The 22,129-nt window shown below is 69.1% G+C and carries 23 protein-coding genes; 9 read left to right on the top strand and 14 right to left on the bottom strand.

Annotation, left to right across the window (positions count from 1 at the left end):
- Positions 1-21: 21 nt before the first annotated feature.
- Entirely contained in the window at positions 22-519 is a 498-nt protein-coding gene (locus tag D0B54_RS00335; RefSeq protein WP_117288223.1) for a CC0125/CC1285 family lipoprotein, read from the bottom strand.
- 76 nt (positions 520-595) lie between these two features.
- Between D0B54_RS00335 and D0B54_RS00330 the strand changes: the two genes are divergently transcribed.
- Complete coding sequence (locus D0B54_RS00330) at positions 596-1,240, top strand: DUF2946 family protein (RefSeq protein WP_240433511.1); 645 nt, start codon at positions 596-598, stop codon at positions 1,238-1,240.
- A 104-nt stretch (positions 1,241-1,344) separates the two neighbouring features.
- On the opposite strand, the gene D0B54_RS00325 is transcribed toward D0B54_RS00330, so the two are convergent.
- Positions 1,345-1,800: a metallophosphoesterase family protein gene (locus D0B54_RS00325; RefSeq protein WP_117288222.1), complete on the bottom strand. Its 456-nt coding sequence runs from the start codon at positions 1,798-1,800 to the stop codon at positions 1,345-1,347.
- 103 nt (positions 1,801-1,903) lie between these two features.
- On the opposite strand from D0B54_RS00325, the gene D0B54_RS00320 reads away from it, so the two are divergent.
- Positions 1,904-2,830 (top strand): alpha/beta fold hydrolase, encoded by a 927-nt coding sequence (locus D0B54_RS00320; RefSeq protein ID WP_162932095.1) that lies wholly within the window; start codon positions 1,904-1,906, stop codon positions 2,828-2,830.
- A 42-nt stretch (positions 2,831-2,872) separates the two neighbouring features.
- Here D0B54_RS00320 and D0B54_RS00315 read toward each other — a convergent pair whose 3' ends face one another.
- The 3 genes from D0B54_RS00315 to D0B54_RS00305 all read right to left on the bottom strand — a co-directional run bounded on the left by D0B54_RS00315 (position 2,873) and on the right by D0B54_RS00305 (position 5,486).
- The gene (locus D0B54_RS00315) at positions 2,873-3,820 is read right to left on the bottom strand and encodes a DegV family protein (protein ID WP_117288220.1); all 948 of its coding nucleotides are present in this window, start codon (positions 3,818-3,820) and stop codon (positions 2,873-2,875) included.
- A gap of 85 nt (positions 3,821-3,905) precedes the next feature.
- Entirely contained in the window at positions 3,906-4,649 is a 744-nt protein-coding gene (locus D0B54_RS00310) for an anti-sigma factor (protein WP_162932094.1), read from the bottom strand.
- A gap of 270 nt (positions 4,650-4,919) precedes the next feature.
- Positions 4,920-5,486 (bottom strand): sigma-70 family RNA polymerase sigma factor, encoded by a 567-nt coding sequence (locus D0B54_RS00305; protein ID WP_117288218.1) that lies wholly within the window; start codon positions 5,484-5,486, stop codon positions 4,920-4,922.
- Between the two features lie 119 nt (positions 5,487-5,605).
- Between D0B54_RS00305 and hemB the strand changes: the two genes are divergently transcribed.
- Entirely contained in the window at positions 5,606-6,601 is a 996-nt protein-coding gene (hemB, locus tag D0B54_RS00300; RefSeq protein ID WP_117288217.1) for a porphobilinogen synthase, read from the top strand.
- 13 nt (positions 6,602-6,614) lie between these two features.
- Here the strand turns inward: hemB and D0B54_RS00295 are convergent, their stop codons facing one another.
- Positions 6,615-8,474 carry a protein kinase domain-containing protein gene (locus D0B54_RS00295; RefSeq protein WP_162932093.1) on the bottom strand — a complete coding sequence of 620 codons (1,860 nt, stop codon included), beginning with the start codon at positions 8,472-8,474 and terminating at the stop codon, positions 6,615-6,617.
- Between the two features lie 194 nt (positions 8,475-8,668).
- Between D0B54_RS00295 and aroE the strand changes: the two genes are divergently transcribed.
- From aroE to D0B54_RS00265, 6 genes are all read left to right on the top strand, one after another.
- Positions 8,669-9,478, top strand: coding sequence for a shikimate dehydrogenase (gene aroE, locus D0B54_RS00290; RefSeq protein ID WP_117288215.1), 810 nt, complete (start codon positions 8,669-8,671; stop codon positions 9,476-9,478).
- A gap of 66 nt (positions 9,479-9,544) precedes the next feature.
- On the top strand, positions 9,545-10,282 hold the full coding sequence (locus D0B54_RS00285; RefSeq protein ID WP_117288214.1) for a tetratricopeptide repeat protein: 738 nt from the start codon (positions 9,545-9,547) through the stop codon (positions 10,280-10,282).
- A gap of 332 nt (positions 10,283-10,614) precedes the next feature.
- Positions 10,615-11,160, top strand: a complete 546-nt coding sequence (locus D0B54_RS00280) for a hypothetical protein (protein WP_117288213.1) — start codon at positions 10,615-10,617, stop codon at positions 11,158-11,160.
- A 123-nt stretch (positions 11,161-11,283) separates the two neighbouring features.
- A complete protein-coding gene (locus D0B54_RS00275) occupies positions 11,284-11,643 on the top strand; it encodes a membrane lipoprotein lipid attachment site-containing protein (protein WP_117288212.1) in 360 nt (119 codons plus the stop codon).
- Positions 11,644-11,716: 73 nt separating this feature from the next.
- On the top strand, positions 11,717-12,028 hold the full coding sequence (locus D0B54_RS00270; RefSeq protein WP_162932092.1) for a hypothetical protein: 312 nt from the start codon (positions 11,717-11,719) through the stop codon (positions 12,026-12,028).
- 69 nt (positions 12,029-12,097) lie between these two features.
- Positions 12,098-12,589, top strand: a complete 492-nt coding sequence (locus tag D0B54_RS00265) for a cupin domain-containing protein (RefSeq protein WP_117288210.1) — start codon at positions 12,098-12,100, stop codon at positions 12,587-12,589.
- A 129-nt stretch (positions 12,590-12,718) separates the two neighbouring features.
- Here D0B54_RS00265 and hemE read toward each other — a convergent pair whose 3' ends face one another.
- The 8 genes from hemE to D0B54_RS00225 form a co-directional block, all read right to left on the bottom strand.
- Complete coding sequence (gene hemE, locus D0B54_RS00260; protein WP_240433510.1) at positions 12,719-13,774, bottom strand: uroporphyrinogen decarboxylase; 1,056 nt, start codon at positions 13,772-13,774, stop codon at positions 12,719-12,721.
- Positions 13,764-14,477, bottom strand: coding sequence for an orotidine-5'-phosphate decarboxylase (gene pyrF / locus D0B54_RS00255; protein WP_117288208.1), 714 nt, complete (start codon positions 14,475-14,477; stop codon positions 13,764-13,766). Before pyrF ends, hemE begins: the two co-directional genes overlap by 11 nt.
- 4 nt (positions 14,478-14,481) lie before the next feature.
- The gene (locus tag D0B54_RS00250) at positions 14,482-14,790 is read right to left on the bottom strand and encodes a CcdB family protein (protein ID WP_162932091.1); all 309 of its coding nucleotides are present in this window, start codon (positions 14,788-14,790) and stop codon (positions 14,482-14,484) included.
- A 13-nt stretch (positions 14,791-14,803) separates the two neighbouring features.
- Positions 14,804-15,046, bottom strand: a complete 243-nt coding sequence (locus tag D0B54_RS00245; RefSeq protein ID WP_117294924.1) for a type II toxin-antitoxin system CcdA family antitoxin — start codon at positions 15,044-15,046, stop codon at positions 14,804-14,806.
- 68 nt (positions 15,047-15,114) lie between these two features.
- Positions 15,115-15,759 (bottom strand): hypothetical protein, encoded by a 645-nt coding sequence (locus D0B54_RS00240; RefSeq protein ID WP_162932090.1) that lies wholly within the window; start codon positions 15,757-15,759, stop codon positions 15,115-15,117.
- 261 nt (positions 15,760-16,020) lie between these two features.
- Positions 16,021-19,836, bottom strand: coding sequence for an ATP-dependent RNA helicase HrpA (gene hrpA, locus D0B54_RS00235; RefSeq protein WP_117288205.1), 3,816 nt, complete (start codon positions 19,834-19,836; stop codon positions 16,021-16,023).
- Positions 19,837-19,977: 141 nt separating this feature from the next.
- The gene (gene eutC, locus D0B54_RS00230; RefSeq protein WP_117288204.1) at positions 19,978-20,739 is read right to left on the bottom strand and encodes an ethanolamine ammonia-lyase subunit EutC; all 762 of its coding nucleotides are present in this window, start codon (positions 20,737-20,739) and stop codon (positions 19,978-19,980) included.
- Positions 20,736-22,112: an ethanolamine ammonia-lyase subunit EutB gene (locus tag D0B54_RS00225; protein WP_117288203.1), complete on the bottom strand. Its 1,377-nt coding sequence runs from the start codon at positions 22,110-22,112 to the stop codon at positions 20,736-20,738. The genes eutC and D0B54_RS00225 overlap by 4 nt, the downstream gene beginning before the upstream one ends.
- Between the last annotated feature and the right edge of the window lie 17 nt (positions 22,113-22,129).

Raw genomic sequence — 22,129 nt, 5'->3', positions numbered from 1 at the left:
AGGACAGTCCGCAATGATCGCCTATTTGGCCTGTGCGGGGCGCCGGATCATCGGCTCCAGATTGGACAACACCTCGCGCGCATCGAAGGCCGCCGGCTTGCTCGCCGGCTTGGGGCCGGCGTACATCAGCACGTCCATCTGCGCCAGATAAGGCGAGTCGCCGCCCAGCACCGTGCCCAGGCCGATGCCGATACCCGAAGAGCCGCCGGAACCGAAGCCGAAGCTGACGCCGCCACTGCTGCCGCTGCGCTGCGGCTGCGCCTCGATGTCACGGCCGGCGACGAGGAAGTGGCCATAGCCGTTCTGCAGCGTCAGCTCGGCGGCGCGGTACATCAGGTAGTTCTCCACCGTGCCGCGCAGGGTCTTGCTGCTGCCGTTGAAGCGGATGCGGTAGCGGTTGGACTCCAGCTTCTGCTCGGCATAGCCCAGCCCGTCGGCCTGGGGCTGGTAGGGGGTCACCGTGGCACAGGCGGCCAGGGCCAGGGTGGCGGCGAACAGCAGGGAGCGCGGCAGGTTCATCGGGGACCTCCGAGGGGTGCACTGATATGGCCTGTATACGGTCGAAAGGTTCCGGCGGAGGCGCTACCCTGCCCCCATGACCACGATCCCCCCGATGGCCGAGAATGCGCCGATGGAAGACTGGGTGCTGCGGGCCCTGGCGCGCTGGCCGGACGTGCCTGCGCTGTTCGGCTGGCTGAGCCTGGACCGCCGCGGCCGCTGGCTGATCCGCGGCGAACCGATCTCGCGTCCGCAGATCCTCGACACCATCAGCCGCAACTACGGCGCCGACGAGTACGGCCGCTGGTATTTCCAGAACGGCCCGCAACGTGGCTACATCCGCCTCGATACTGCCCCCTACGTGCTGTGGAGCTGCGAGGACGCCGGGCTGCAGCTGCACACCGGACAGCGCGTGCGCCAGCCGTCCAAGGCCTTCATCGACGAGGAAGGCTCGATCCTGCTGCTGACCGAGTACGGCCCGGCGGCGCTGTCGGACAACGAGCTGGATTGGGCGCTGGCGCGGCTGGGCTCCGCCGCCGGCCCGGTGGACGAGGAGCAGCTGGCCGCGGCCCTGGCCCTGCCGTCCGGCCAGACCACGGCGCTGAGCCTGCACCTGGCCGAGGCCAACCTGCCGCTGCAGCGCCTGGACCGGGTGAAGGCACCGAAGCTGCTGGGTTTCGTGCGCGAGCCGCAGCCGCGGGCGGGGGAGAAGTTTGCGGCGGCGGATTCTCCCGAGCCGTAGGCATCTTTCCGTAGGATGTGCTGAGCGTAGCGAAGCGCATCACATGCCCACGCGAATGATGCGCTTCGCTACGCTCAGCACATCCTACTGACCAACGAAAGCGCTCAAGCCAGCGTCACGATCTCCGCCTCCACTCCACTCGGCCCCAGCGTCATCCGCGCCAGCGCAATCGGCAGGCTGAAGCGCCGCGGCCCGGCGCTGCCGGGATTCACGTACAGCACCCCCTGCCGCGTCTCGATCTTCGGCCGGTGCGAATGCCCGCTGATCACCGCGGCCATCCTTTCGGCGGCGGGGTTCACCCGCAACTCCTTGAGATCATGCAGCAAATACAGCCGCCGGCCGCCGGCCTCGACCAGCAGGGTCTCGGGCAGCGCAGCCTCGGGGCCTTCGGTGTCGTTGTTGCCGCGTACCGCATGGATGGGGGCGATCGCCGCCAGCTGCTCCAGGATCGCGGCGTCGCCGATGTCGCCGGCGTGCAGGATCAGGTCACTGCCCCGCAGGGCTGCCAGCGCCTGCGGGCGCAGCAGGCCATGGGTGTCCGAAATCAGGCCGACGATCATGAGCCCAGCTTAGGGCCTGTTGACGCCATGGCAAGCGAGCCCCGATTCGGCGTTTGTCGGGCGCACGGCGATGTGTGAGCATCCCCACTCGGGGAACCCTTGGATGAAACGCGAAACCTTCCAGCACCGCCTAGCCGACGGTAGTCATGCCTGCGTCCATCGCTGGCTGCCGGCTCGTGCCCGCGGCGTGGTCCAGGTGGTGCACGGCATGGCCGAGCACGGCGCGCGCTACGACCGCCTGGCGCAGGCGCTGGCGTCGGCGGGCTACGCGGTCTATGCGCAGGACCTGCCCGGCCATGGCCGCAGCGTGCGCGCGGCCGACGAGCTGGGGCATTTCGCCGATCGCGGCGGCTGGGGCAAGACGCTGTCGGCGATCAACAGCGTGCGGGCACTGGCCGAACAGGAACTGCAGCACCTGCCGCATTTCATGCTCGGCCACAGCATGGGCTCCTTCCTGTTGCAGGACTATGTCGTGGAGCACGGCCAGGGCCTGGCCGGCGCGCTGTTCTCCGCCACCAGCGGCGACCTCGGCCCGCTGCGGACGATCGGCCTCAACCTGTTGCGCGTCGAGGCGCTGTGGTTCGGCGGCCGCCATCGCAGTGCGCTGGCCGAGCAACTCACCTTCAAGGACTTCAACCGCCGCTTCAAGCCGGCGCGCACCGACTTCGAATGGCTGTCGCGCGACCCGGCCGAGGTGGACCTGTACATCCGCGATGCGCGCTGCGGCTTCCGCTGCAGCAACTCGCTGTGGATCTCGCTGATGGAGATGGGCGGCCGGCTCGGCGACCAGAAACGCCTGGCGCGCATCCCCAAGGACCTGCCGGTGATGATCATCGCCGGCAGCGACGACCCCGCCTGCCAGGGCGAGAAGGGTCCGCGCGCGCTGGAAGCGCACTACCGCAAGGCCGGCCTCAGCGATGTCGCCGTGCGCATCTGGATGGGCGGGCGGCATGAACTGCTCAACGATATCTGCCGGGATCAGGTGACGGCGGAGTTGCTGGGGTGGTTCGACAAGAAGCTCGGCAGCTAGGGCCTGTTCACCCTACGGCAGTCGCTGCGACGGGTGTCTTGCCTACAGCTCGGTCAGCTCGCCGGCATCGCCACAGTAGGCCAGCGCCAGCGCGCCGACGCCGACGTTCACCGCCGTGGCCGGCGCCATCACCGACAGCATCAGCTCCACCCCATGCTGCTGCGTGGCGCGCTGCAGGGCGACGAAGCCCGGCATGTCGTAGACCACCGACAGGTTGCCGCCATAGGAAACATTGATCAGCGGCACCAGCAGGCCGGCCTCGATGCGGCCGACGGCGTGGTGGAACAGGCGCTCCACCGCCGAGTCGAAGTGCCGCACCTTGGCCACCGCCTGGGTTTGTCCACGCACCGCCTGGATGATCGGCTTGATGTCCAGGGTCTGGCCCAGCACGTAGGACAGCAGGCCCACCGACTGGTCGCCGCGCCGTGCCGCGCGCGTGCGCATGTAGTAAAGGTCCTGCGGCACCATGTAGGCGTGGACGTAGGGCGTCAGGTCGTCCAGCTGCATGCGGATGTCCTGCGGTGTGTGCCCCTGCCGCACCAGCCGCGCCGCCTCCCAGGCCAGCACGCCAGGGCCGGTGAACAAACTCTGCGAGTCCACCACGCGAATGCCGAAGGGCCCTTCGACGCGGTGCTCGCGGCGGATCGGCGCGTAGCTCTGCAGGATCGCGAAGGCTGCCTTGTGGGCGTTGTCGTAGGTCTGGCTGCGCGAGGCGGTCAGGGTGACCAGAAAAACGTAGTCGTAGTCCAGCACCAGGCGGCGCAGGAACAGCTCCTCGATCTCACGCACGGTAAAGGCCGAGGTCTCGGCGTCCAGCGCGCGCTCATCCAGGTGCTCCTCGTAGAAGGCGCGGCTGCGCTCCGGCTCGCGGCCGTAGACCACGCTGCTGTCGCCCATGTGAATCGTACTGGGCAGCACATGAATGTGGTTGTCGACGATGAACTCGTGCGACACGTCGGTGCTGACGTCGATGGCGATGCCGATGCGCATATCAGTCCCTGACTCCCTCCGCGGCCCTCAAGAGTAGCGGAGCCGCACAGCCGCAGGAAACTGGATATTTGTTACAGCCGTGGTTCTACAACTGCAGCAGCGGCGCCGAACTGACCACCGGGCCAGTAGGCAGGCCGGTGGGCGAGCCGCCCTTGGGCTCGACGCTGACCGCCATCACCGGCTTGTGCGGCATCGGCAGCTCCGGCATCGGCAGCTCGGCACTGTCGCCCTGCGGCAACAACCCCATCGGATGCGGCTGGCCGGCGTCGTCCAGCACCCAGAGCTGCAGGTCCTGGCTGCGGAAGTCGATCGGGTAGGCGCCGGAAACGCTGACCTTGAGCGAGCGGCTGTAGGGCTTCATCACCACGATCCACTGCGCCGGCGTGTTGGACTGCAGCATCGCCACCCAGGGCTGCGGCTGCGGCACCTGCACGGTGCGCACGGTCTCGATCACCTGCGGCTCCTGCCGCAGCTGCAGCCACAGGCCGTAGCCCAGGCCCACGGTGGCGAGCGAGGCCACCGCCGCCCAGCCGCGCCAGAAATTCAGCGGGCCGCGATCGCCGGCGATGGAGCGCGCCGGCGGCAGCGCCACGCGCCTGACCGCATTGATCTGCTGCTCGATGCCGGCCCAGACCACCTCGCGCGGCTTGACCTTCGCAAAGCCGTGCTGCAAGCCGCCCAGGCGCCGTTCCCAGTAACGCAGCTCGCGCAGCATCAGCGGGTCCTGCTTGAGCAGGCGCTCGAAGCGCCGGCGCGCAGGGCCGCGCATCGTACCGAGCACGTACCCAGCGGCGAGCATCTGGCGCAGCTTGGCGTTCTGGTATTTCACTCCATTAGGGCCTGTTAACGCTATGAACATCGCTGCGACGGAGACCGTTTTGGCGCAGGGCTATGTCCCGGGACGCGCGGTGTACTAGACGTACATAAGCGGCTCGGGACGCCGCCATGCGCCAAAACGGTCCCGCCCTTCGGGTGCCCCCGTCTTTGCCGCCATGCTGTGTTGCTCGTCGGTTACTTGGAACCACCAAACTCCCTCCTCGCGTCGTGCCTGGCGGCAAATACGGGGGCATCGCAGCGATGTTCATAGCGTTAACAGGCCCTAACCGTCCAGGCATTCCCGCAGGCGCTGCAAGCCGCGCCGCACCCAGCTCTTCACCGTTCCCAGCGGCGCATTCAGCGCCTGCGCCAGCTCCTGGTGGGTATACCCCTCGTAGTAGGCCAGCAGCACGCTGCGCCGCTGCTCCTCCGCCAGGCCACCCATGCAGCCCTGCAGGCGTTTGAGGCCCTCGCTTTCCACTGCCCGCAGCTGCGGGTCGTCGCTGGAGCCGTCGGCGAAGGTCATCGGCGGCGCTTCGTCCTCGTCCGGCATTTCCACCTCCGGCCGCTTGATCCGCAGCAGGTCCAGGGCGCGATACCGCGCCACCGTCATCAGCCAGGTCAGCGGCTGGCCCTTTTCAGGGGCATAGGTGTCGGCCTTCTGCCAGATCTTGAGGTAGCAGTCCTGCAAGGCTTCCTCCGCCCAGTCCCGTCGCTTCAACATACGCATCAGCAGGCCGAACAGATGCGAGGAGGTGGCGTCGTAGAGCCGCCGGAACGACTGGGCGTCGCCGGCCGCGGTCGCGCGCAGCAGCTGCTCCAGGGTGTCGGCGGGTTCGGCTCGGCTCATTCGGGAGGACGTTACGCGTCGGGCGTTCTTTTGGATGATAGCCGAATCACCGTGGGCTCCCGGGGGGCCGGTATAATCGCTGCGACGTCTCCCTTGCTCCCGCTCCACCGGACAGTCCCGTGACCCCAGGCCAATACCCCGGCACCCGCCTGCGCCGCACGCGCCAGGCGCCGTTCATCCGCTCCATGGTGCGCGAGACCGCGCTGACCCCGGCCAACCTGATCCAGCCGCTGTTCGTGGCCGAAGGCGACCTGGCCGGCCCGGTCGGCTCCATGCCCGGCGTCACGCGCCTGACGCTGGAACAGCTGGTGGCCGAGTGCCGCGAACTGATCAAGCTGGGCGTGCCGGCGGTGGCGCTGTTTCCGGTGACGCCGCAGGACAGGAAAAGCGACGACGGCGCCGAGGCGCTGAACGCCGACAGCCTGATGGTGCGTTCGATCAAGGCGGTGAAGGACGCGGTGCCGGAGATCGGCGTGATCGCCGACGTCGCCCTGGACCCCTACACCAGCCATGGCCACGACGGCCTGCTCAATGCCCAGGGCTATGTCGACAACGAGGCCACCTGCGAGGTGCTGCGGCGCCAGGCCCTGCTGTACTCGCGCTCCGGCGCCGACGTGGTGGCGCCCTCGGACATGATGGACGGCCGCGTGCGCCACATCCGCGACGTGCTGGAGCGCGATCACCGCCACAACACCCTGATCATGGCCTACGCCGCCAAGTACGCCAGCGCCTTCTACGGCCCCTTCCGCGAGGCCGTGGGCTCGCAGGCCAACCTCGGCAAGGGCGGCAAGGAAACCTACCAGATGGACCCGGCCAACACCGACGAGGCCCTGCGCGAAGTGGCGCTGGACCTGCAGGAAGGCGCCGACATCGTGATGGTGAAGCCGGGCATGCCCTACCTGGACATCATTCGCCGCGTGAAGGACGAGTTCAAGGTGCCGGTGGCGGCCTACCAGGTCAGCGGCGAGTACGCGATGCTCAAGGCCGCGGCGCAGAATGGCTGGCTCGACGAGCGCAAGAGCATGCTGGAGGCCCTGCTGTGCTTCCGCCGCGCCGGTGCCGACATGATCCTGAGCTACTACTCGAAGCAGGCGGCGATCTGGCTGGCGGAGTAGTTCCCGGGCGGCCTCAGCCGCCCGGTGGCGCCGAGTAGGTGCAGACCCACACTTCCGAGATTTCGCAGCGCGCCCGCGCGCAGCCGACCTTGCGCATCTCCGGGTCCACCAGCTGCGCATACTGGCTGCAGCCGCCCTCGGCCTGCAGGCAGGCCCCCTTGTCGCGGCTGTAGTGGCGGCTGCCCTCGTTCCAGCGCGCCACCACCTGGCCCGGCGTGCGGCGCCAACCCTCGTAGGGCGCGCTGGCGTAGGCATGGAACAGGGTGTCGCGGTACTGCGCGCGGTGCGCCGCGTCGGGATTCGGCCGCGGCTTGCAGCCTTCGGCCGCCAGTTGCCCCGCCCATTGCTGCGCCTGGCGCACATTCGGCTGCGCCCAGTTCAGTGCCGACACGCCGGCCTGCTGCCGCACGTAGTTCAGCGGCGGCAGCATGTCGGTGAGTTCCGGGGACGGCGGCGGGTGGCTGGCGAGCGGCGCAGCCGCGGGCGTTCTGGACTTCGCCGTGACCGTAACCGGGGTCGGCGGCGCGGCGCGGGCCCTGGCCGGGGCGAAACCCGGGGCCGGTTCGTCCGGCAGGGCGACAGGGGGAGGCTCCGGCTCCGGCAGCAGTACCGTTTCAGCGCTCTGCGGGGAGGCCTGCTCCGGCTGCGTGCCTGTCGCGGCGGCCTCTTCCACGGCGGGCTCCGGTGACGGCGGCGTGGCGGTCGATCCGAAGTACCAGCCCGCCAGCAGCAGCACGATCACCGCTCCGGCGGCGATCGCCGCGCGCGGCAGCCAGCTCCGCGGCTCCTGCGGCAGCAGCGCCTGCGCCGGCACCCGCACAGGCTTCTCCGGCGCCAGCGGCTGCGTGCGTTCGGCAGCGTCCGGATCCTCCAGCGCCGAGGTCGGGTCCAGGCTCACGTCCAGGTCCAGCGACGACGAAGCCTGGTTGGGCGAGGCCGCAGGCGGTGGCGCGACCAGGGTCTGGCCGGTCAGCGCACGGCGCCAGTCGGCGATGTTCTGCGGGCGCGCGGCGATCGGCACGCGCAGCGACCAGTCGATCGCACGCAGGAAGTTGGCGTCGAAGTCGCCGCCGACCTGGCTCTCCAGCGGCTGCAGCGGGTCTTCGCCGAGGCGGTCGACCGCGTCCGGCGGCTTGCGCCCGGTGAGCGCGCGATGGAGCACGGCGCCCATGGCGTAGATGTCGCTCCAGGGACCCTGGTTGCCCTGCTGCGAGTATTGCTCGATGGGCGCGTAGCCGGCGGTCAGCACATTGAGCAGCGAGCGGCTGTGGCTGCCCAGCTCGCCGCGCGCGGCGCCGAAGTCGATCAGCACCGGCGTGCCGTCCTGGCGCAGCACGATGTTCTGGGGCTTGAGGTCGCGGTGCAGCACGCCGGCGGCGTGCACGGTTTCCAGGCCGTCCAGCAGCGGCAGCAGCAGGGCCTCGAGGCGCGCCTGCCCGGCGATGGCCGTGCCGTGCAGCTCCTCGGCCAGGGAGCGGCCGCGGACATAGTCCATGACGATGTAGGCGGTGCCGTGGGCCTCGAACAGCCGGTGCACCTGCACCACGTTGGGGTGGTTGAAGCGCGCCAGCAGCCGCGCCTCGTTGAGGAAGCAGCGGCGCCCCCATTCGAAGGCCGCGGCGTCCTCCTCGGAGCGCACCGCGATGCTGCCGTCGAACATGCGCAGCGCGAACTCCAGCGGCAGGTATTCCTTGATCGCCACCTCGTGGTCGAGGTTGGTGTCCAGCGCCAGGTAGGTCACGCCGAAGCCACCGGGCTTGCCCAGCACGCGGCGGATCTCGTATTCCATCAGGCGCGTGCCTTCCGGCAGCACACCGGCCTTGCCTGGGCCGGGACTGCTCGGTTCGACAGCGGTTCGGGATGGATCGCTCATGCGGCTTGCGTCACCGGTGGCGGTAGCCGCCGGAAAGGTCTTGTTGATGGAGGGTTGTGCCAATCGCCTGGTTGCGATCCTATCCTACGGCGCGGCCGCCGACCGTACCGCGCCTCATGGTTCCGTAGTGCCGCCCGTTCGGGCAAACTGCCGCCCCCGGCCACCTGGCCGCTGCCCGTACCGCTTTTTTCCCAATGGACCGTTACGCCGTCATCGGCTTCCCCGTCAGCCACAGCAAGTCGCCGCTCATCCACGCCCGCTTCGCCCGGCAGACCGGGCAGGAACTGGGCTACGAGGCCATCGAGATCGCGCCCGCGGCGCTGGCCGAACGCCTGGCGCAGATGCATGCCGAGGGCTATCGCGGCTGCAACGCCACGCTGCCGCACAAGCTGGTGGTGGCCAAACTCTGCGAACAGGTCAGCGAGCGGGCGCAGCTGGCCGGCGCGGTCAATACGCTGCTGCGCACCGACAGCGGCTGGCGCGGCGACAACAGCGACGGCGAGGGTTTCATCGCGGACCTGCGCAACCTGGGCCTCGCCGTGGCCGGCCGCCGCGTGCTGCTGCTGGGCACCGGCGGCGCCGCACGCGGCATCCTCAAGCCGCTGCTGGACGAAAAGCCGGCTGAGCTGGTGCTGTCCGGCCGCAACCCCTGGAAGCCGGAGGAGATCGCCGAGCAGTTCAAGCCTCATGGCCGCATCGTGCCGCGCACGCACGCCTCGCTGAAGGGCGACCTCTACGACCTGGTGATCAACGCCACGTCGGTGGGTCACCAGGGTGCCGCGCCGCGCCTGCCGGGCCAGCTGCTGGCGCCGGGCGGCGCCTGCTACGACCTCAGCTACGGTCCGGCGCATGCGCCTTTCGCCGCCTGGGCCCGTTCGCAGGGCGCGGCCCTGGTCGCCGACGGCCTCGGCATGCTGGTGGAGCAGGCGGCGGTGAGCTTCGAGCTGTGGCGCGGTGTCCGCCCGCAGACCGCCGGCGTTGTGGAAGAGCTGCGCCGCAGCTGACGCCGGCGGCCGCTTGCGTCGCGAAACTGCCACGGCCTATAAGCAGACTTGGCGACGGAGCCCTGCATGCCGATCCTCATCCTCACCTATCTCATCCAGCTCGGGCTGATCGTGCACGTGCTGAAGACCGGGCGGAACACCACCTGGGTGTTCATCCTGCTGTTCGCGCCGATGATCGGCGGGCTGGCCTACTTCATCGTGGAACTGCTGCCCGGGCTGCAGAACAGCCGCGCGGCGCACAGCGCGCGCCGGCGCATGGCCGACACGGTCAATCCGCACCGCCACCTGCAGGCGGCAACGCAGAACCTGGCGGTGGCCGACACGGTGCAGAACGCCATGGTCCTGGCCGACCAGTGCCTGGCCAAGGGCCGCTTTGCCGAGGCCAAGGAACTCTACGAGCGCAGCCTCAAGGGCATCCATGCCGATGATCCGGTGCTGTTGCTGGGCCTGGCGCGCGCCTGCTTCGGCCTGGGTGAGTTGCAACAGGTCCTGGACGCGCTGGACCGGCTCAAGGAGAAGAACCCCACGCACCGTTCCGCCGAGGGCCACCTGCTCTACGCCCGGGCGCTGGAGGGGCTGCAGCGCCGCGACGAAGCGATCCACGAGTACGAGACCCTGTCCGCCTACTACCCGGGGCCGGAGCCGGTCTGCCGCCTGGGGCTGATGCTCAAGGCCCGCGGCGAGCAGGCGCGCGCCGCCGCGCTGTTCAAGCGCGTGGTCGACGAGAGCCGCGTCGCCGGCAAGCACTACAACAGCCTGAACAAGGAATGGGTGCAGCTGGCGCAGCGCGAGTCGCGCGGCTAGGGCCTGTCATCCTTTCCCTGGTCGCTGCGATGCCCCCGTATTTGCCGCCAGGCACGACGCGAGGAAGGCGCTTGGTGGTTCCAAGTAACTGACGAGCAACACAGCATGGCGGCAAATACGGGGGCACCCGAAGGGCGGGGCCGCCTGGGCGCAGGGCGGCGCCCCGAGTCGCTGATGTACATTAAGTACACGGCGCGCTTCGGGGCATAGCCCTGCACCCAGGCGGCCTCCGTCGCAGCGACCAGGGAAGGGATGACAGGCCCTAGCCCCAGTCGCGCCCCCCGCGCCCATCCGCTACGCTTCCGCGGCCCGCATTCGTCCCAGGATTTCCCATGACCCCGTCCCGCCTGCTGCTTGCCGCCCTCGTCCTCGCCGCTGGCCCGGCCTTCGCCGAGGAGCCGATGGACGCACCGCCGCGCGGCCCGGTGTTCGAGGCCACGGACGACCCGGCCAAGCTCAAGCAGCAGCTGGCCGACGCGGTGGAACTGTCCAACGGCATGCGCGACCAGATCGACACCACGCAGGCCGGCGCCGATGCCGCCAATGCCGAGCGCGATGCCGCGAAGAAGGAAGTGGAAGTGCTGCGCCAGCAGCGCGACGCCCTGCAGGCACGCATCACCAGCCTGCAGCGCCACGCCCAGGTCAGCGAGGAAGCCCCGGCCACCGCCGCCAAGGACGCCGAGCTGGCCAGGCTGCGCCAGGATCTGGCCGCTGCCGGCATCGCCCGCGACAACTCCTCGGCCGACGCACGCAACCTGGCCAAGGAACTGGCCACGACCCGTGCCGACCGCGACAAGTACCAGCGCAGCAGCATCGAGGACCGCGCCAAGGTCGACCTGCTCAATGGCGACCTCAACGCCTGCCTGAGCGGCCGCTGATGCCGCGCGGAGACGCGCCGGAAAAAGTCGACAGGTTCTCGGATTGTCGGCACGGATGCAGATAACCTATCGGCCGCAGCGGCCCTGCGCACTTCATTTCGATGTCTCACCCAGGAAGCAAAAATGAAAAAAATGGTAACCCTGGCGGCGCTGGTCGCCGTACTCTCCGGCTGCAGCACGACAGGCCATTTCCGCGTCCCTGAAGGCTCCAAGCTCTACGTTTACGAACGTCCGGAGCCGGTCGAGGTCAGCAGCGAGGGCACGGTCACCACCTCGCCGTTCTTCTGGACCGCAATGGGCATCCCCCCCACCGGCGGCATCCCGTATCGCCTCGAGAAGGACGGACAGACCGTCGATCAAGGCAAACTGCGCGCGAACTTCCGCGTGGTTTCGATCTTCTGGCCGCCGCTCGCCGCGATCTACTGGCCCGTTGGCTTCAATCCGAGCATCACCTACGACCTGGTCAACAAGACCCAGGAGTAAGGCGGCAGCCGTCATCAGCCCTGCCTGCGCCGGAACTCCGGGCAGGCGGGGCTTTTTCATGGGGGAGGGCGACATGCAGGACATCGCAACACGCAGCAGTGATGCCGCGAGGCTCTGGCAACAGGGCGACGACGCCCTGGCTGCCGGCCAGGCCGAGCAGGCCTACCGCCTCTACACCGAGGCGCACGACCTGGTCACCGACTGCCCGAAGCTGCACCTGCGGGCGCACCACCAGCTGCGCCGCGTCACGCGCGCGCGAGATCCGCGCGGCGAGTACCTGACCGACACCCTGCTGGTGGCCCTGGCGCCGCTGGGGGTATTCGAGCTGATCGCGGTGTTCTTCCGCTCGCGCGTGGCGCGTACCGTGGAGTGCCGTCGCAGCTAGTACGCCCCTGGAATGGGTGGCTCCACAGGAACCCTGACGCGATTAAAATCGCCGCCAGGGGGAATCACCATGAGCGCAGAGCAGCATCCGCAGGACCCGTCCGCCGTCGTCGCCACGGAAGTGGCACCACGGGCCAAGCCCAGCAACTACCCGGAGCCCTACGCCTCGCGCGTCTCGGGCCGGGAAAAGCGCGCCCTGGGCGAGGTCTTCGCCCTGCGCAATTTCGGCGTCAACCTGACGCGCCTGCAGCCCGGTGCGATCTCGGCGCTGCGCCACACGCACTCGCGCCAGGACGAATTCATCTACGTGCTGGAAGGCCACCCGGTACTGGTCACCGACCAGGGCGAGACGCCGCTGGCGCCGGGCATGTGCGCGGGTTTCCGCGCCGGCAACGGCAATGCCCACCATCTGGTCAACCGCGGCGACGAGGTGGTGGTCTACCTCGAAGTGGGCGACCGCACGCGCGGCGACTCGGTGAACTATCCCGACGACGACCTCGCCGCGGTGATCGGCCCCGATGGCGGCTGGCAGTTCGCACACAAGGACGGGCGGCCTTACTAGGGCCTGTCATCCCTTCCCTGATCGCTGCCGTTGTTGTCCCCGTGGGAGCGGCTTTAGCCGCGATGGTCCGCCATCGCGGCTAAAGCCGCTCCCACAAAAGCCTTACGACTGCGGTAGCGTCAACAGGCCCTAGCGGTGGTAAGCCGGGCTCAGCTGCCGCACCGCTTCGATCATCACCCCGGCATGTTCCGGTGGCGTCTGCGGCAGGATCCCGTGGCCGAGGTTGAACACGTGCCCCGGGCCGTGACCAAAGTCCTGCAAGACCCGTGCAACTTCGGCCTCGATCCGCTCCGGCCGTGCAAAAAGACTGATCGGATCGAGGTTGCCCTGCAGTGCCACCTGGCTGCCGACGCGTGCACGCGCCACCGACAGGTCGGTGGTCCAGTCCACGCCCAATGCGTCGCAACCTGTCGCCGCCATGCGCTCCAGGTGCTGTCCGCCGTTCTTGGTGAACAGGATCACCGGGATATGCGGCGCCACCGCCTTCAGGTGCGCCACGATGCGCTGCATCGGCTGCAGCGAGAAACGCTCGTACAGCGCCGGGCTCAGCACGCCACCCCAGGTGTCGAACACCATGACGGTATCGACGCCGGCGGCGATCTGCGCTTCCAGGTAGAGACTGACGCTGGCAGAAAGTTTCGACAGCAGGCTGTCGAGCATTTCCGGCGCGTCGAAGGCCATGGCCTTGATGCGCGCGTAATCCGAACCGCCGGCGCCTTCCACCATGTAGGTGGCCAGGGTCCAGGGGCTGCCGGCGAAGCCGATCAGCGGCAGCTTGCGGCCCAGCGCCCCGCGGATGGTGCGCACCGCGTCCATCACGTAGCGCAGCTCGCCCTCGGGATCGGGCACGCCGATGGACTCGATCGCATGCGCGTCGCGCACCGGGCGGTCGAACACCGGGCCCTCGCCCTCGACGAAGCGCAGGCCCAGGCCCATCGCATCGGGAATGGTGAGGATGTCGGAGAACAGGATCGCCGCGTCCAGCGGGTAGCGCGCCAGCGGCTGCAGCGTCACCTCGCAGCACAGTTCCGCATTGCGGCACAGCGCCATGAAGTCCTTGGCCTTCTTGCGCGACTCGCGGTACTCCGGCAGGTAGCGCCCGGCCTGGCGCATCATCCAGACCGGCGTGCGATCAACGGGCTGGCGCTTCAGCGCACGCAGGAATCGGTCATTCTCAAGCTGCACGGACGGCCTCCGCAATTTCGTTCTGGATCGCCTGCGCCATCGCGCGCGGGTCGGCTGCATCGCGGATCGGACGACCCACGACGAGGTAATCGGCGCCCGCGCGGATTGCGGCCGACGGCGTCATGATGCGTTTCTGGTCGGCTTCCAGGCGATTCTCCACCGGGCGGATGCCAGGGGTCACGCAGATCAGCTCGCGCGGCGCCTCGCGGCGCAGGCGCTCCACTTCCAGGCCCGAGGACACCACGCCGTCGCAGCCGGCCTGCAGCGCGCGGCGTGCGCGCGATAGCACCAGCTCGGCCACGTCCACCTGGAAGCCCAGGTCATCGAGGTCGCCCTGGTCGAGGCTGGTCAGCGCGGTCACCGCCAGCACCTTGGTATTGCCGGACTTGGCCCTGGCCGCCGCTTCCATGATCGACTGGTTGCCGTGGATGGTGCAGAAGTCTGCGCCGCGCTCGCTGAGGTTCTTCACCGCGCGCGCCACGGTTTCGGGAATGTCGAAGAACTTGAGGTCGACGAAGACCTTCTTGTCCTCGGCCTTGAGCCAGTCCAGCAGCTCGAAGAAGCCCGGCGCCATCAGCAGTTCCATGCCGATCTTGTAGAAGCGCCCGGCGTCGCCCAGGCGGACGACCAGGGCACGGGCTTCGGGTGCGGCGGGAACATCGAGCGCGATGATCAGGCGCTCGTTGGGGGGAATCTGGTTCAAGTATTCAGTATCCGGTAATGAGAAAGTCGATGGCCTGCATCAAGGTATCGCGATGAGCCGACAGGTCCGCGACCACCATGCGCAGTTCGCGCTCGTCGATCGCAGCGAGGTCTGACACCGCCGCGATGACCTTGATGCCATCGACAGTGAACCCCGGGTTCAGGCGCGTATAAAGCAAGCCATAGCGCGTGGCCAGCACCAGCGGAACCACCAGCCGCGAGCCGGTCTGGATCAGGTTGGACTGGACATCCAGCAGGAAGGGGACTTCCTCCCGGCTGCCGCGCGAGTTGCGGTATGCCTGAAACTGGGCCAAGGCTCGCGATCCGCTAGAACGAAATGAGGTCTTTGTTCCACATGCCGTCGCGCTCGATGCGCCGGCGATGGTGCTCGATCGCCTCGGCATTCTCTTCCTGCCAACGGCGCCCCCGCTCTTCTTTCAGCGCCTGTTCGAGCTTTTCCTCGACGAAGCGCGACAGGTTCAGTTTGGCCGCGCGGGCATCGCGCAGCAGGCTCTCGCGAACCGTGAGATTGACGCGGCGACGGGGGTCGGGACGGGTGTAGGAGGACATGAAACCCACTCCATGGAGTACGCCCTGATTATGCGCCTTTCCATGCGCATTGTCCCTGCGGAAGCGGCTTACCAGTAGGCTTTCAGCCAGCTGCCGAAGCTCTTCGCACTGAGCCACAGCCACTGGCCCACGCCCAACGTCGGTGCGCCATCGTCGTTGGCCGGCGGTGGCGCCGGCAGCGGCTCGGGGTCGAATTCGCCCGGCCGGTCCTGCGCCGGCGGCATGTAGGCGCTGGGCTTGCGCGGCAGTTCGCGCGGGCGGATCTGCAGCCAGCCGCGCATCGCCAGGGCCTGTGCCTGCCACTGCGCACGGCTGTCGGGCAGCCATTCGAAGCCGTGGCGGCTACCCACCAGTTCGGCCGCGCTGCGGTCCAGGATCGGCCCCGGCATCTGCGACATGTCGTGCTTGCGCAGCGCCTCGACCAGGCCGGGAGCCTGCTCGCGGGCGGCGGCGAAGATCGACAGCACCAGCCGCGCCGACAGGGCATGGCCGTCTGCGCTCACCAGCCGCAGCTCCAGCGACAGGGTCTGCGGCATTTCCGGGTCGGTCTGGGTCGGCGTGTAGGTGGCCGCAGGGTCCAGTTCGCGCAGGCGCCAGTGGGCCGGCGGCGGCTGTCCCAGCATCTGCATCAGCACCACCGCCATCGGCGGCTGCTGCGGCAGGCTGGCCAGCGTCAGGTTCAGGCCCGGAACGCCCGGCCGGGACAGCGGCATGTCCATCGCCAGCGCGAACGCGGGCAACCGCAGCCCGGGCGCCAGATTGCTGGCAGCGGGGTGCAACGCGGCGTTGGGATGGTTTATGCGCATGGCCTGAAAGGAACGGGTATTCCGGTAGCGGCCCTGTCTTCCATAACTTTAGGTCGTGCCCCGTATCGCTCGACCCCGGTCCTTCTGCGGACTGGCCCCGTCTGTCATTTTATACCGACAGCCTGTCAGATAAATAGCACAAAGGGACGACTTCTGGTCCAATTCGTGCTAGGGCGTATCAGCGACCAATGTCACGATCCGCGCCGCACTGGGCGATCCCTGCGCCTTCAGTTCCTGCGCGAACAGGGTGATGCGCCACTCCTCCAGCACCCAGCGCGCCGGGTGGAAGGGGCCGGGCAGCTTCGACGCCAGCGGTACCACCTGGCGGGTCAGTTCCTCGTCGCGGGCCGGCTTGTTCTGCAGCCGGTCCAGGCGCACGGTCATGGCGCGCAGGTAGACCGCGACGCGCAGCCATTGCGGCTCGGGGATGGCGTCCAGGAAACCCTCCGCGAACAGGCTGGCCAGTTGCTGGCGCAGGTCCTGCAGCGGCGCCGGCCAGCGATTGCCCGCGGCGTCCAGTCTCTTGCGCAGCTCCGCCGCCGTGCCCAGCCAGGCCGCGACCTCGTCCAGCCGCTTGTAGGCCTCGATGCTGAAGGCGCCGCGTTTCTCCAGCGCCTGCTGGAAGCCGGCCTTGTCGCGGATCGGCGTGTCCAGCAGCACATGGTCGGCGGCGCGGCGCGCCAGGGCGTCCGCCACGGACTCCGGCGTGATCTTCAGGCTCATCAGCTGCAGGCCGAGCTTGCTCTTCACCGCCTTGAGCAGGTCGCGCGTGCGCTCCGGCATGCGGGCCAGCAGCAGGCTGCGGGTACCGGCACGGTGCGCGTCGGCCGCAGCCTCCGGCGATTCGAACAGGCGCAGGTGCGACTTGCCGCCCTCGGCCTGCAGCGCCGGCCAGGCCCTGGCGCCGGCCATCGGCACGGTCTCCGGCAGCTTCTCGAAATCCCAGTCGGCGAGATCGTCGCGCTTCCACTGCTTGAGGCTGTCATCGCGCGTCGCCGCGGTATTCAGCGCCTGCCGCGCCTGGCCGGCGAAGCGGCCCTGCAGCGAAGCCAGCGAGTTGGCGGTGCCCAGCAGCTTGCCCTGCGCGTCTTCCAGCTGCAGGCGTGGCACCAGGTGCGGCTCCAGCTTGTCGGGCTGGAAGGACTCGGCGGTGATCGCGGCGCCGGTCATGGAGCGCAGCGCCTCGGTCATGGCCTCGACGATCGGCTGCGGCGGCAGCGGCTCGAAGCGCTCGGCCAGGGCGCGGGCGAACTCCGCGGCCGGCGTGCAGTAGCGCCGCAGCGCGTTGGGCAGGGTGCGGATCAGGCCTTCGAGCTTGGCCGTGCGCAGGCCCGGCACCAGCCAGTCGAAGACTTCTTCCGGCAGCGTGTGCACCGCCGCCAGCGGGATATGGAAGGTGACGCCGTCATGCTCCTCGCCCGGCTCGTGCGAGTAGCTCAAGGCGATGCGCGCGCCGCCGATGTCCAGGTGATCCGGAAACTGCGACTCGACGTTGGCGTCGGCGCCGGGGCGCAGCACGTCGGACTCCTGCATGCGCATGCGCGACTGGGCCTGTGCGTCGCGGCGCAGCCAGTCCTTGAGCTCACGCGTGGTGCAGACGTTGTCCGGCAGGCGCTCCAGGTAAAAGCGTTCCAGCTGCTCGTCGTTGGCCAGCAGGTCGGGGCGGCGCAGGCGCGCTTCCTTGTCCTGCACCTCTTCGATCAAGGCGAGGTTCTGTTCCAGGAACGAGGGCTTGCGCGACATCTCGCCGTGCAGCAGGGCCTCGCGGATGAAGATCGCGCGCGCCTCCACCGGGTTGGTGGCGCCGTAGTTGCGCTGGCGCGTCAGCAGCGGCAGGCCCAGCAGGCTGACGTGCTCGGTGGCGGTGACCTCGCCGCGCTCGGAGCTCCACTCCGGGTGCAGCACGTTGCGCTTCACCAGGTGCGCGCCGATGCGCTCCAGCCACTCCGGCTCCACCGCCGCGTTGGTCCGTGCGAACAGCTGGCTGGTCTGGGCCAGCTGCGCGCTCATCAGCCATTGCGGGCCCTTCTTGCCCAGCACCGAGCCCGGGTGGATACGGAAGCGGCGATTGCGCGGGCCCTGGTACTCGCCCTTGTCCGGCAGCTTCAGGCCGATGTGATCGATCAGGCCCGTGAGCAGGGCTTCGTGCAGCGCCGGGTAGAGCCCGTCGAGATCCTGCGGCTTCAGCACCGCCGGCTCGCCCTTCACGCCGAGCATGTCGCGCAGCTGGCGGTAGACCTGCTCCCATTCCTCCATGCGCAGGAAGTTGACGTAGTGTTCGCGGCAGACGCGGCGCAGCTGGCGGTTGGAGGACTCGGCGCTCCAGGTCTTCCAGCGCTGCCACAGGTTCAGCAGCGTCAGGAAATCGGAACGCGGATGCTGCCAGCTCTTGTGCGCGGAACGCGCGGCGTCCTGCACGTCGGGCGGCACCTCGTGCGGGTCCTGCACCGACATCGCCGCCGCCAGTACGCAGATCGCGTCGGCCTGCGGCTTGCCGCGCCCGGCCAGGGCGATGCGCGCCACGCGCGGGTCCAGCGGCAGGCGAGCCAGCTCTTCGCCCAGGGGCGTGAGCTTGCGCCAGTCGTCGAGCGCGCCGAGGGTCTGCAGCAGGCGATAGGCGTCGCTGACGTTGCGCGAGTCCGGCGCTTCCACCCAGGGAAAGTCCTCTACCTCGCCCAGGCCCAGCGCGATCATCGACAGGATCACGCCGGCCAGGTTGGCGCGCTTGATCTCGGGATCGGTGAAGGCCGGGCGTGCGGCGAAGTCGTCCTCGGCATAGAGGCGGATGCAGATACCCGGGCCCAGTCGCCCACAGCGGCCGGCGCGCTGGTTGGCGGCGGCCTGCGACACCGGCTCGATCTGCAATTGCTGCACGCCGCTGCGCGGCGAGAAGCGGTTGAGACGAGCCGTGCCGGTGTCCACCACGTAGCGGATGCCTGGCACGGTGACCGAGGTTTCGGCGACGTTGGTGGCCAGCACGATGCGCGGCTGCTTGCCGGGCGAAAACACCTTGTCCTGCGCCTGCGCCGCGAGGCGCGAATACAGCGGCAGCACCTCGGCACGCGGGAAGCGGCCGCTGAGCACGCGGTCGGCGTCGCGGATCTCGCGCTCGCCGGGCAGGAACACCAGCACGTCGCCCTTCGGCGTCGGCCGCCACAGTTCCTCGATGGCATTGGCGATGCCGCCTTCGAGATCGCCGTCGTCCGGCAACGCGCGGTAACGCTGCTCCACCGGGTAGGTGCGGCCGGAGACCAGCTTGATCGGCGCGCCGTCGAAATGCCGCGACAGCCGCTCCGGGTCCAGCGTCGCCGAGGTGATGATCACCTTCAGGTCCGGACGCTGCACCAGGATGCGCTTGAGCCAGCCGAGCAGGAAGTCGATGTTGAGACTGCGCTCGTGGGCCTCGTCGATGATGATGGTGTCGTAGCTGGTCAGCAGGTGATCGCGCCCCAGCTCGGCGAGCAGGATGCCGTCGGTCATCAGCTTGACCAGCGAGCGCTCCGACACGCGGCGGTCGAAGCGCGTTTCGTAGCCGACCGTGTCGCCGAGGTTGCCGCGCAGCTCCGCCGCGATGCGGTTGGCGACGCTGCGGGCCGCGAGCCGGCGTGGCTGCGTATGCCCGATCAGCCCGCGCGTGCCGCGCCCCAACTCCAGGCAGAGCTTGGGCAGCTGCGTGGTCTTGCCCGAGCCGGTCTCGCCGCAGACCACCACCACCTGGTGATCGCGGATCGCCTCCAGCAGCTCGGCCTTGGCCTGCACCACCGGCAGTTCCTCGGGGTAATGCAGCTCGGTGGGCACCAGCGCCTTGCGCTGCTCCACCCGCTCCTTGGCCTTCTCCACGTCCTGCTGCAGGCGCGCCACATCCATCTTGCCGCCGCGCTGCGCGCGCTCGACCAGCTTGGCGAAACGCACGTAATCGCGCGCCAGCAGCTGGTCGCGCTGTTCGGCGAGGGCGGTGGCGACGAGGTCGTAGGGGCGGGCCATGGGGGCGGCATTATCCCTGATCGGCCTGCCGTATTGCTGTCCCCTCGCCCGCTTGCGGGAGAGGGTGGCCGAAGGCCGGGAGAGGGTTTCTGTAACTCTCGCAGGGAGAGCCCTTCCACCATTTACAGAAACCCTCTCCCTTTATCCCTCTCCCGCAAGCGGGAGAGGGGACGGCACGGCACTTGTGCCCAGCGCTTCCAGCTTCAACCCCACTCCCGTCACCCGCCTGCTCCTTGCCTCATCCAGCAACCACGCCAGCGTATCCGCCGCCCGCTGCAGCGACAGCCCGTTCGCATGGATGTTGGAAATGCAGTTGCGCTCCGAGTCCGCGCGGCCCACTCGCGGTTCCCAGGTCAGGTAGACCCCCAGCGAGTCCGCCACCGACAGCCCCGGCCGCTCACCGACCAGCACCGCGACGATCCTGGCCCCCAGCCGCTCGCCGACCTCGTCGCCCAGCGCCACCCGCGCCTGCTCGGCCAGCACCACCGGTGCCGCGCGCCAGCCCGGCAGGCGGTGCAGGGTTTCGTGCACCAATGCCGCGGCATGTCGGTTCACCGCTTCGGCGGACAGACCGTCGGCGATCACGAAGGCGAGGTCCCATTCACCATGCTGCAGCAAAGGCAGGTCGTCTTGCCGCAGGCGCCGACCCAGGTCGGGCCGGCGCAGATACTCCGCGCGATCATTCACACGGCTGCGTACCCGCAAGGAAGGCAGCGGCGCCAAAGCAGCGGCCAGCGCGTCGAAATCCGCCTGCCCATGCACCGCATCGCGCGCGCGGCTGTGCGCCGCCTGGAATTCCAGCACCGCGCGCGTCGGCAGCGCATCGCCGGCGCGGCCCAGGCCGATGCGCGCCGGGGTGGCGGCGCGCAGGCGCGCGTAGGGATCGGGGACGGGCTCGCTCATGCCAGCATCCGCCGCATCACACCCTCGCCCGGCGGCGCCAGCCGGCCCTGTGCGTCCAGCAGCTCCATGCGCTGCAGCCAGGCCTCGAACTCCGGCGCGGGCCTGAGCTTGAGCAGATGCCGCAGGCCCAGCACGTCATGCCAGGACAGGCTCTGGTAGCCCAGCATCACGTCGTCCGCGCCCGGCACGGCGATGACGAAGTTCACGCCGGCCGTGGCCAGCAGCGTCATCAGCGTGTCCATGTCGTCCTGGTCGGCCTCGGCATGGTTGGTGTAGCAGACGTCCACGCCCATCGGCAGGCCCAGCAGCTTGCCGCAGCAATGATCCTCCAGGCCGGCGCGGATGATCTGCTTGCTGTCGTAGAGATATTCCGGCCCGATGAAGCCGACCACGGTATTGACCAGCAGCGGCGAGAACGCACGCGCCACGGCGTAGGCGCGCACCTCCATGGTCTGCTGGTCCACGCCGTGATGGGCGTTGGCCGACAGCGCGCTGCCCTGCCCGGTCTCGAAGTACATGACGTTGTTGCCGACCGTGCCGCGCTTCAGCGACAGCGCCGCGTCCATGCCCTCGCGCAGCAGGGCCAGGTCCACGCCGAAACCCTGGTTCGCCGCCTCGCTGCCGGCGACGGACTGGAACACCAGGTCCAGCGGCGCGCCGCGTTCGATCGCGCGCAGGCTGGTGGTGACGTGCGCCAGCACGCAGGACTGCATGGGGATGTCGTAGCGCTGGCGCAACTCGTCGAGCATCTGCAGCAGGCGGATGGTGTCGGGCACCGAGTCGCTCGCGGGGTTGATGCCGATCACGGCGTCACCCATGCCGAACAGCAGGCCGTCGAGGATCGAGGCGGCGATGCCCAGCGGATCGTCGGTGGGGTGATTGGGCTGCAGGCGACAGGCCAGGCGCCCGGGCAGGCCGATCGTGCTGCGCAAGGCCGTGACAACGCGGCATTTCGCGGCCACCGCGATCAGGTCCTGGTTGCGCATCAGCTTGGACACCGCCGCCACCATCTCCGGCGTCAGGCCGGGTGCCAATGCAGCCAGGGCCTCCGGCGTGGCGGCATAGGACAGCAGCCAGTCGCGGAACTGGCCGACGCTCAGATCCGCCACCGGCGCGAAAGCCGCGGCGTCATGCGTGTCGAGGATCAGGCGCGTGACTTCGTCGGCCTCGTAGGGCACCAGCGGCTGTTCCAGGAAGACCCGCAGCGGCAGATCGGCCAGCACGTGACGCGCGGCGACGCGCTGCTCGTCGGACTCGGCGGCCAGGCCCGCCAGCTCGTCGCCGGAACGCCGCGGCGAGGCGCAGGCCAGCAGCATGCGCAGATCCTCGAAGACCCGGGTACGGCCGTTCAGCGTGGTGCGGAAGCTCGGCATGGCGTTTCTGAAGCATA

Origin of the sequence: Solimonas sp. K1W22B-7, assembly GCF_003428335.1 — a bacterium.
Lineage (GTDB): Bacteria > Pseudomonadota > Gammaproteobacteria > Nevskiales > Nevskiaceae > Solimonas_A.
The sequence above is the reverse complement of the archived record's forward strand: the minus strand, read 5'-3'. Positions and strand labels throughout refer to the sequence as shown.

Bases quoted from the DNA above. Each gene is read 5' to 3' on its own strand.
- aroE (WP_117288215.1), top strand. From the start codon at position 8,669: ATGGACCGTTACGCCGTCATCGGCTTCCCCGTCAGCCACAGCAAGTCG.
- D0B54_RS00240 (WP_162932090.1), bottom strand. From the start codon at position 15,759: ATGCCGCTGTCCCGGCCGGGCGTTCCGGGCCTGAACCTGACGCTGGCC.
- D0B54_RS00305 (WP_117288218.1), bottom strand. From the start codon at position 5,486: ATGAGCCGAGCCGAACCCGCCGACACCCTGGAGCAGCTGCTGCGCGCG.
- D0B54_RS00245 (WP_117294924.1), bottom strand. From the start codon at position 15,046: ATGTCCTCCTACACCCGTCCCGACCCCCGTCGCCGCGTCAATCTCACG.
- D0B54_RS00325 (WP_117288222.1), bottom strand. From the start codon at position 1,800: ATGATCGTCGGCCTGATTTCGGACACCCATGGCCTGCTGCGCCCGCAG.
- D0B54_RS00315 (WP_117288220.1), bottom strand. From the start codon at position 3,820: ATGCGCATCGGCATCGCCATCGACGTCAGCACCGACGTGTCGCACGAG.
- D0B54_RS00335 (WP_117288223.1), bottom strand. From the start codon at position 519: ATGAACCTGCCGCGCTCCCTGCTGTTCGCCGCCACCCTGGCCCTGGCC.
- D0B54_RS00265 (WP_117288210.1), top strand. From the start codon at position 12,098: ATGAGCGCAGAGCAGCATCCGCAGGACCCGTCCGCCGTCGTCGCCACG.
- D0B54_RS00285 (WP_117288214.1), top strand. From the start codon at position 9,545: ATGCCGATCCTCATCCTCACCTATCTCATCCAGCTCGGGCTGATCGTG.
- D0B54_RS00225 (WP_117288203.1), bottom strand. From the start codon at position 22,112: ATGCCGAGCTTCCGCACCACGCTGAACGGCCGTACCCGGGTCTTCGAG.
- D0B54_RS00320 (WP_162932095.1), top strand. From the start codon at position 1,904: ATGAAACGCGAAACCTTCCAGCACCGCCTAGCCGACGGTAGTCATGCC.
- eutC (WP_117288204.1), bottom strand. From the start codon at position 20,739: ATGAGCGAGCCCGTCCCCGATCCCTACGCGCGCCTGCGCGCCGCCACC.
- D0B54_RS00270 (WP_162932092.1), top strand. From the start codon at position 11,717: ATGCAGGACATCGCAACACGCAGCAGTGATGCCGCGAGGCTCTGGCAA.
- D0B54_RS00280 (WP_117288213.1), top strand. From the start codon at position 10,615: ATGACCCCGTCCCGCCTGCTGCTTGCCGCCCTCGTCCTCGCCGCTGGC.
- hrpA (WP_117288205.1), bottom strand. From the start codon at position 19,836: ATGGCCCGCCCCTACGACCTCGTCGCCACCGCCCTCGCCGAACAGCGC.
- D0B54_RS00330 (WP_240433511.1), top strand. From the start codon at position 596: ATGACCACGATCCCCCCGATGGCCGAGAATGCGCCGATGGAAGACTGG.
- D0B54_RS00295 (WP_162932093.1), bottom strand. From the start codon at position 8,474: ATGAGCGATCCATCCCGAACCGCTGTCGAACCGAGCAGTCCCGGCCCA.
- D0B54_RS00275 (WP_117288212.1), top strand. From the start codon at position 11,284: ATGAAAAAAATGGTAACCCTGGCGGCGCTGGTCGCCGTACTCTCCGGC.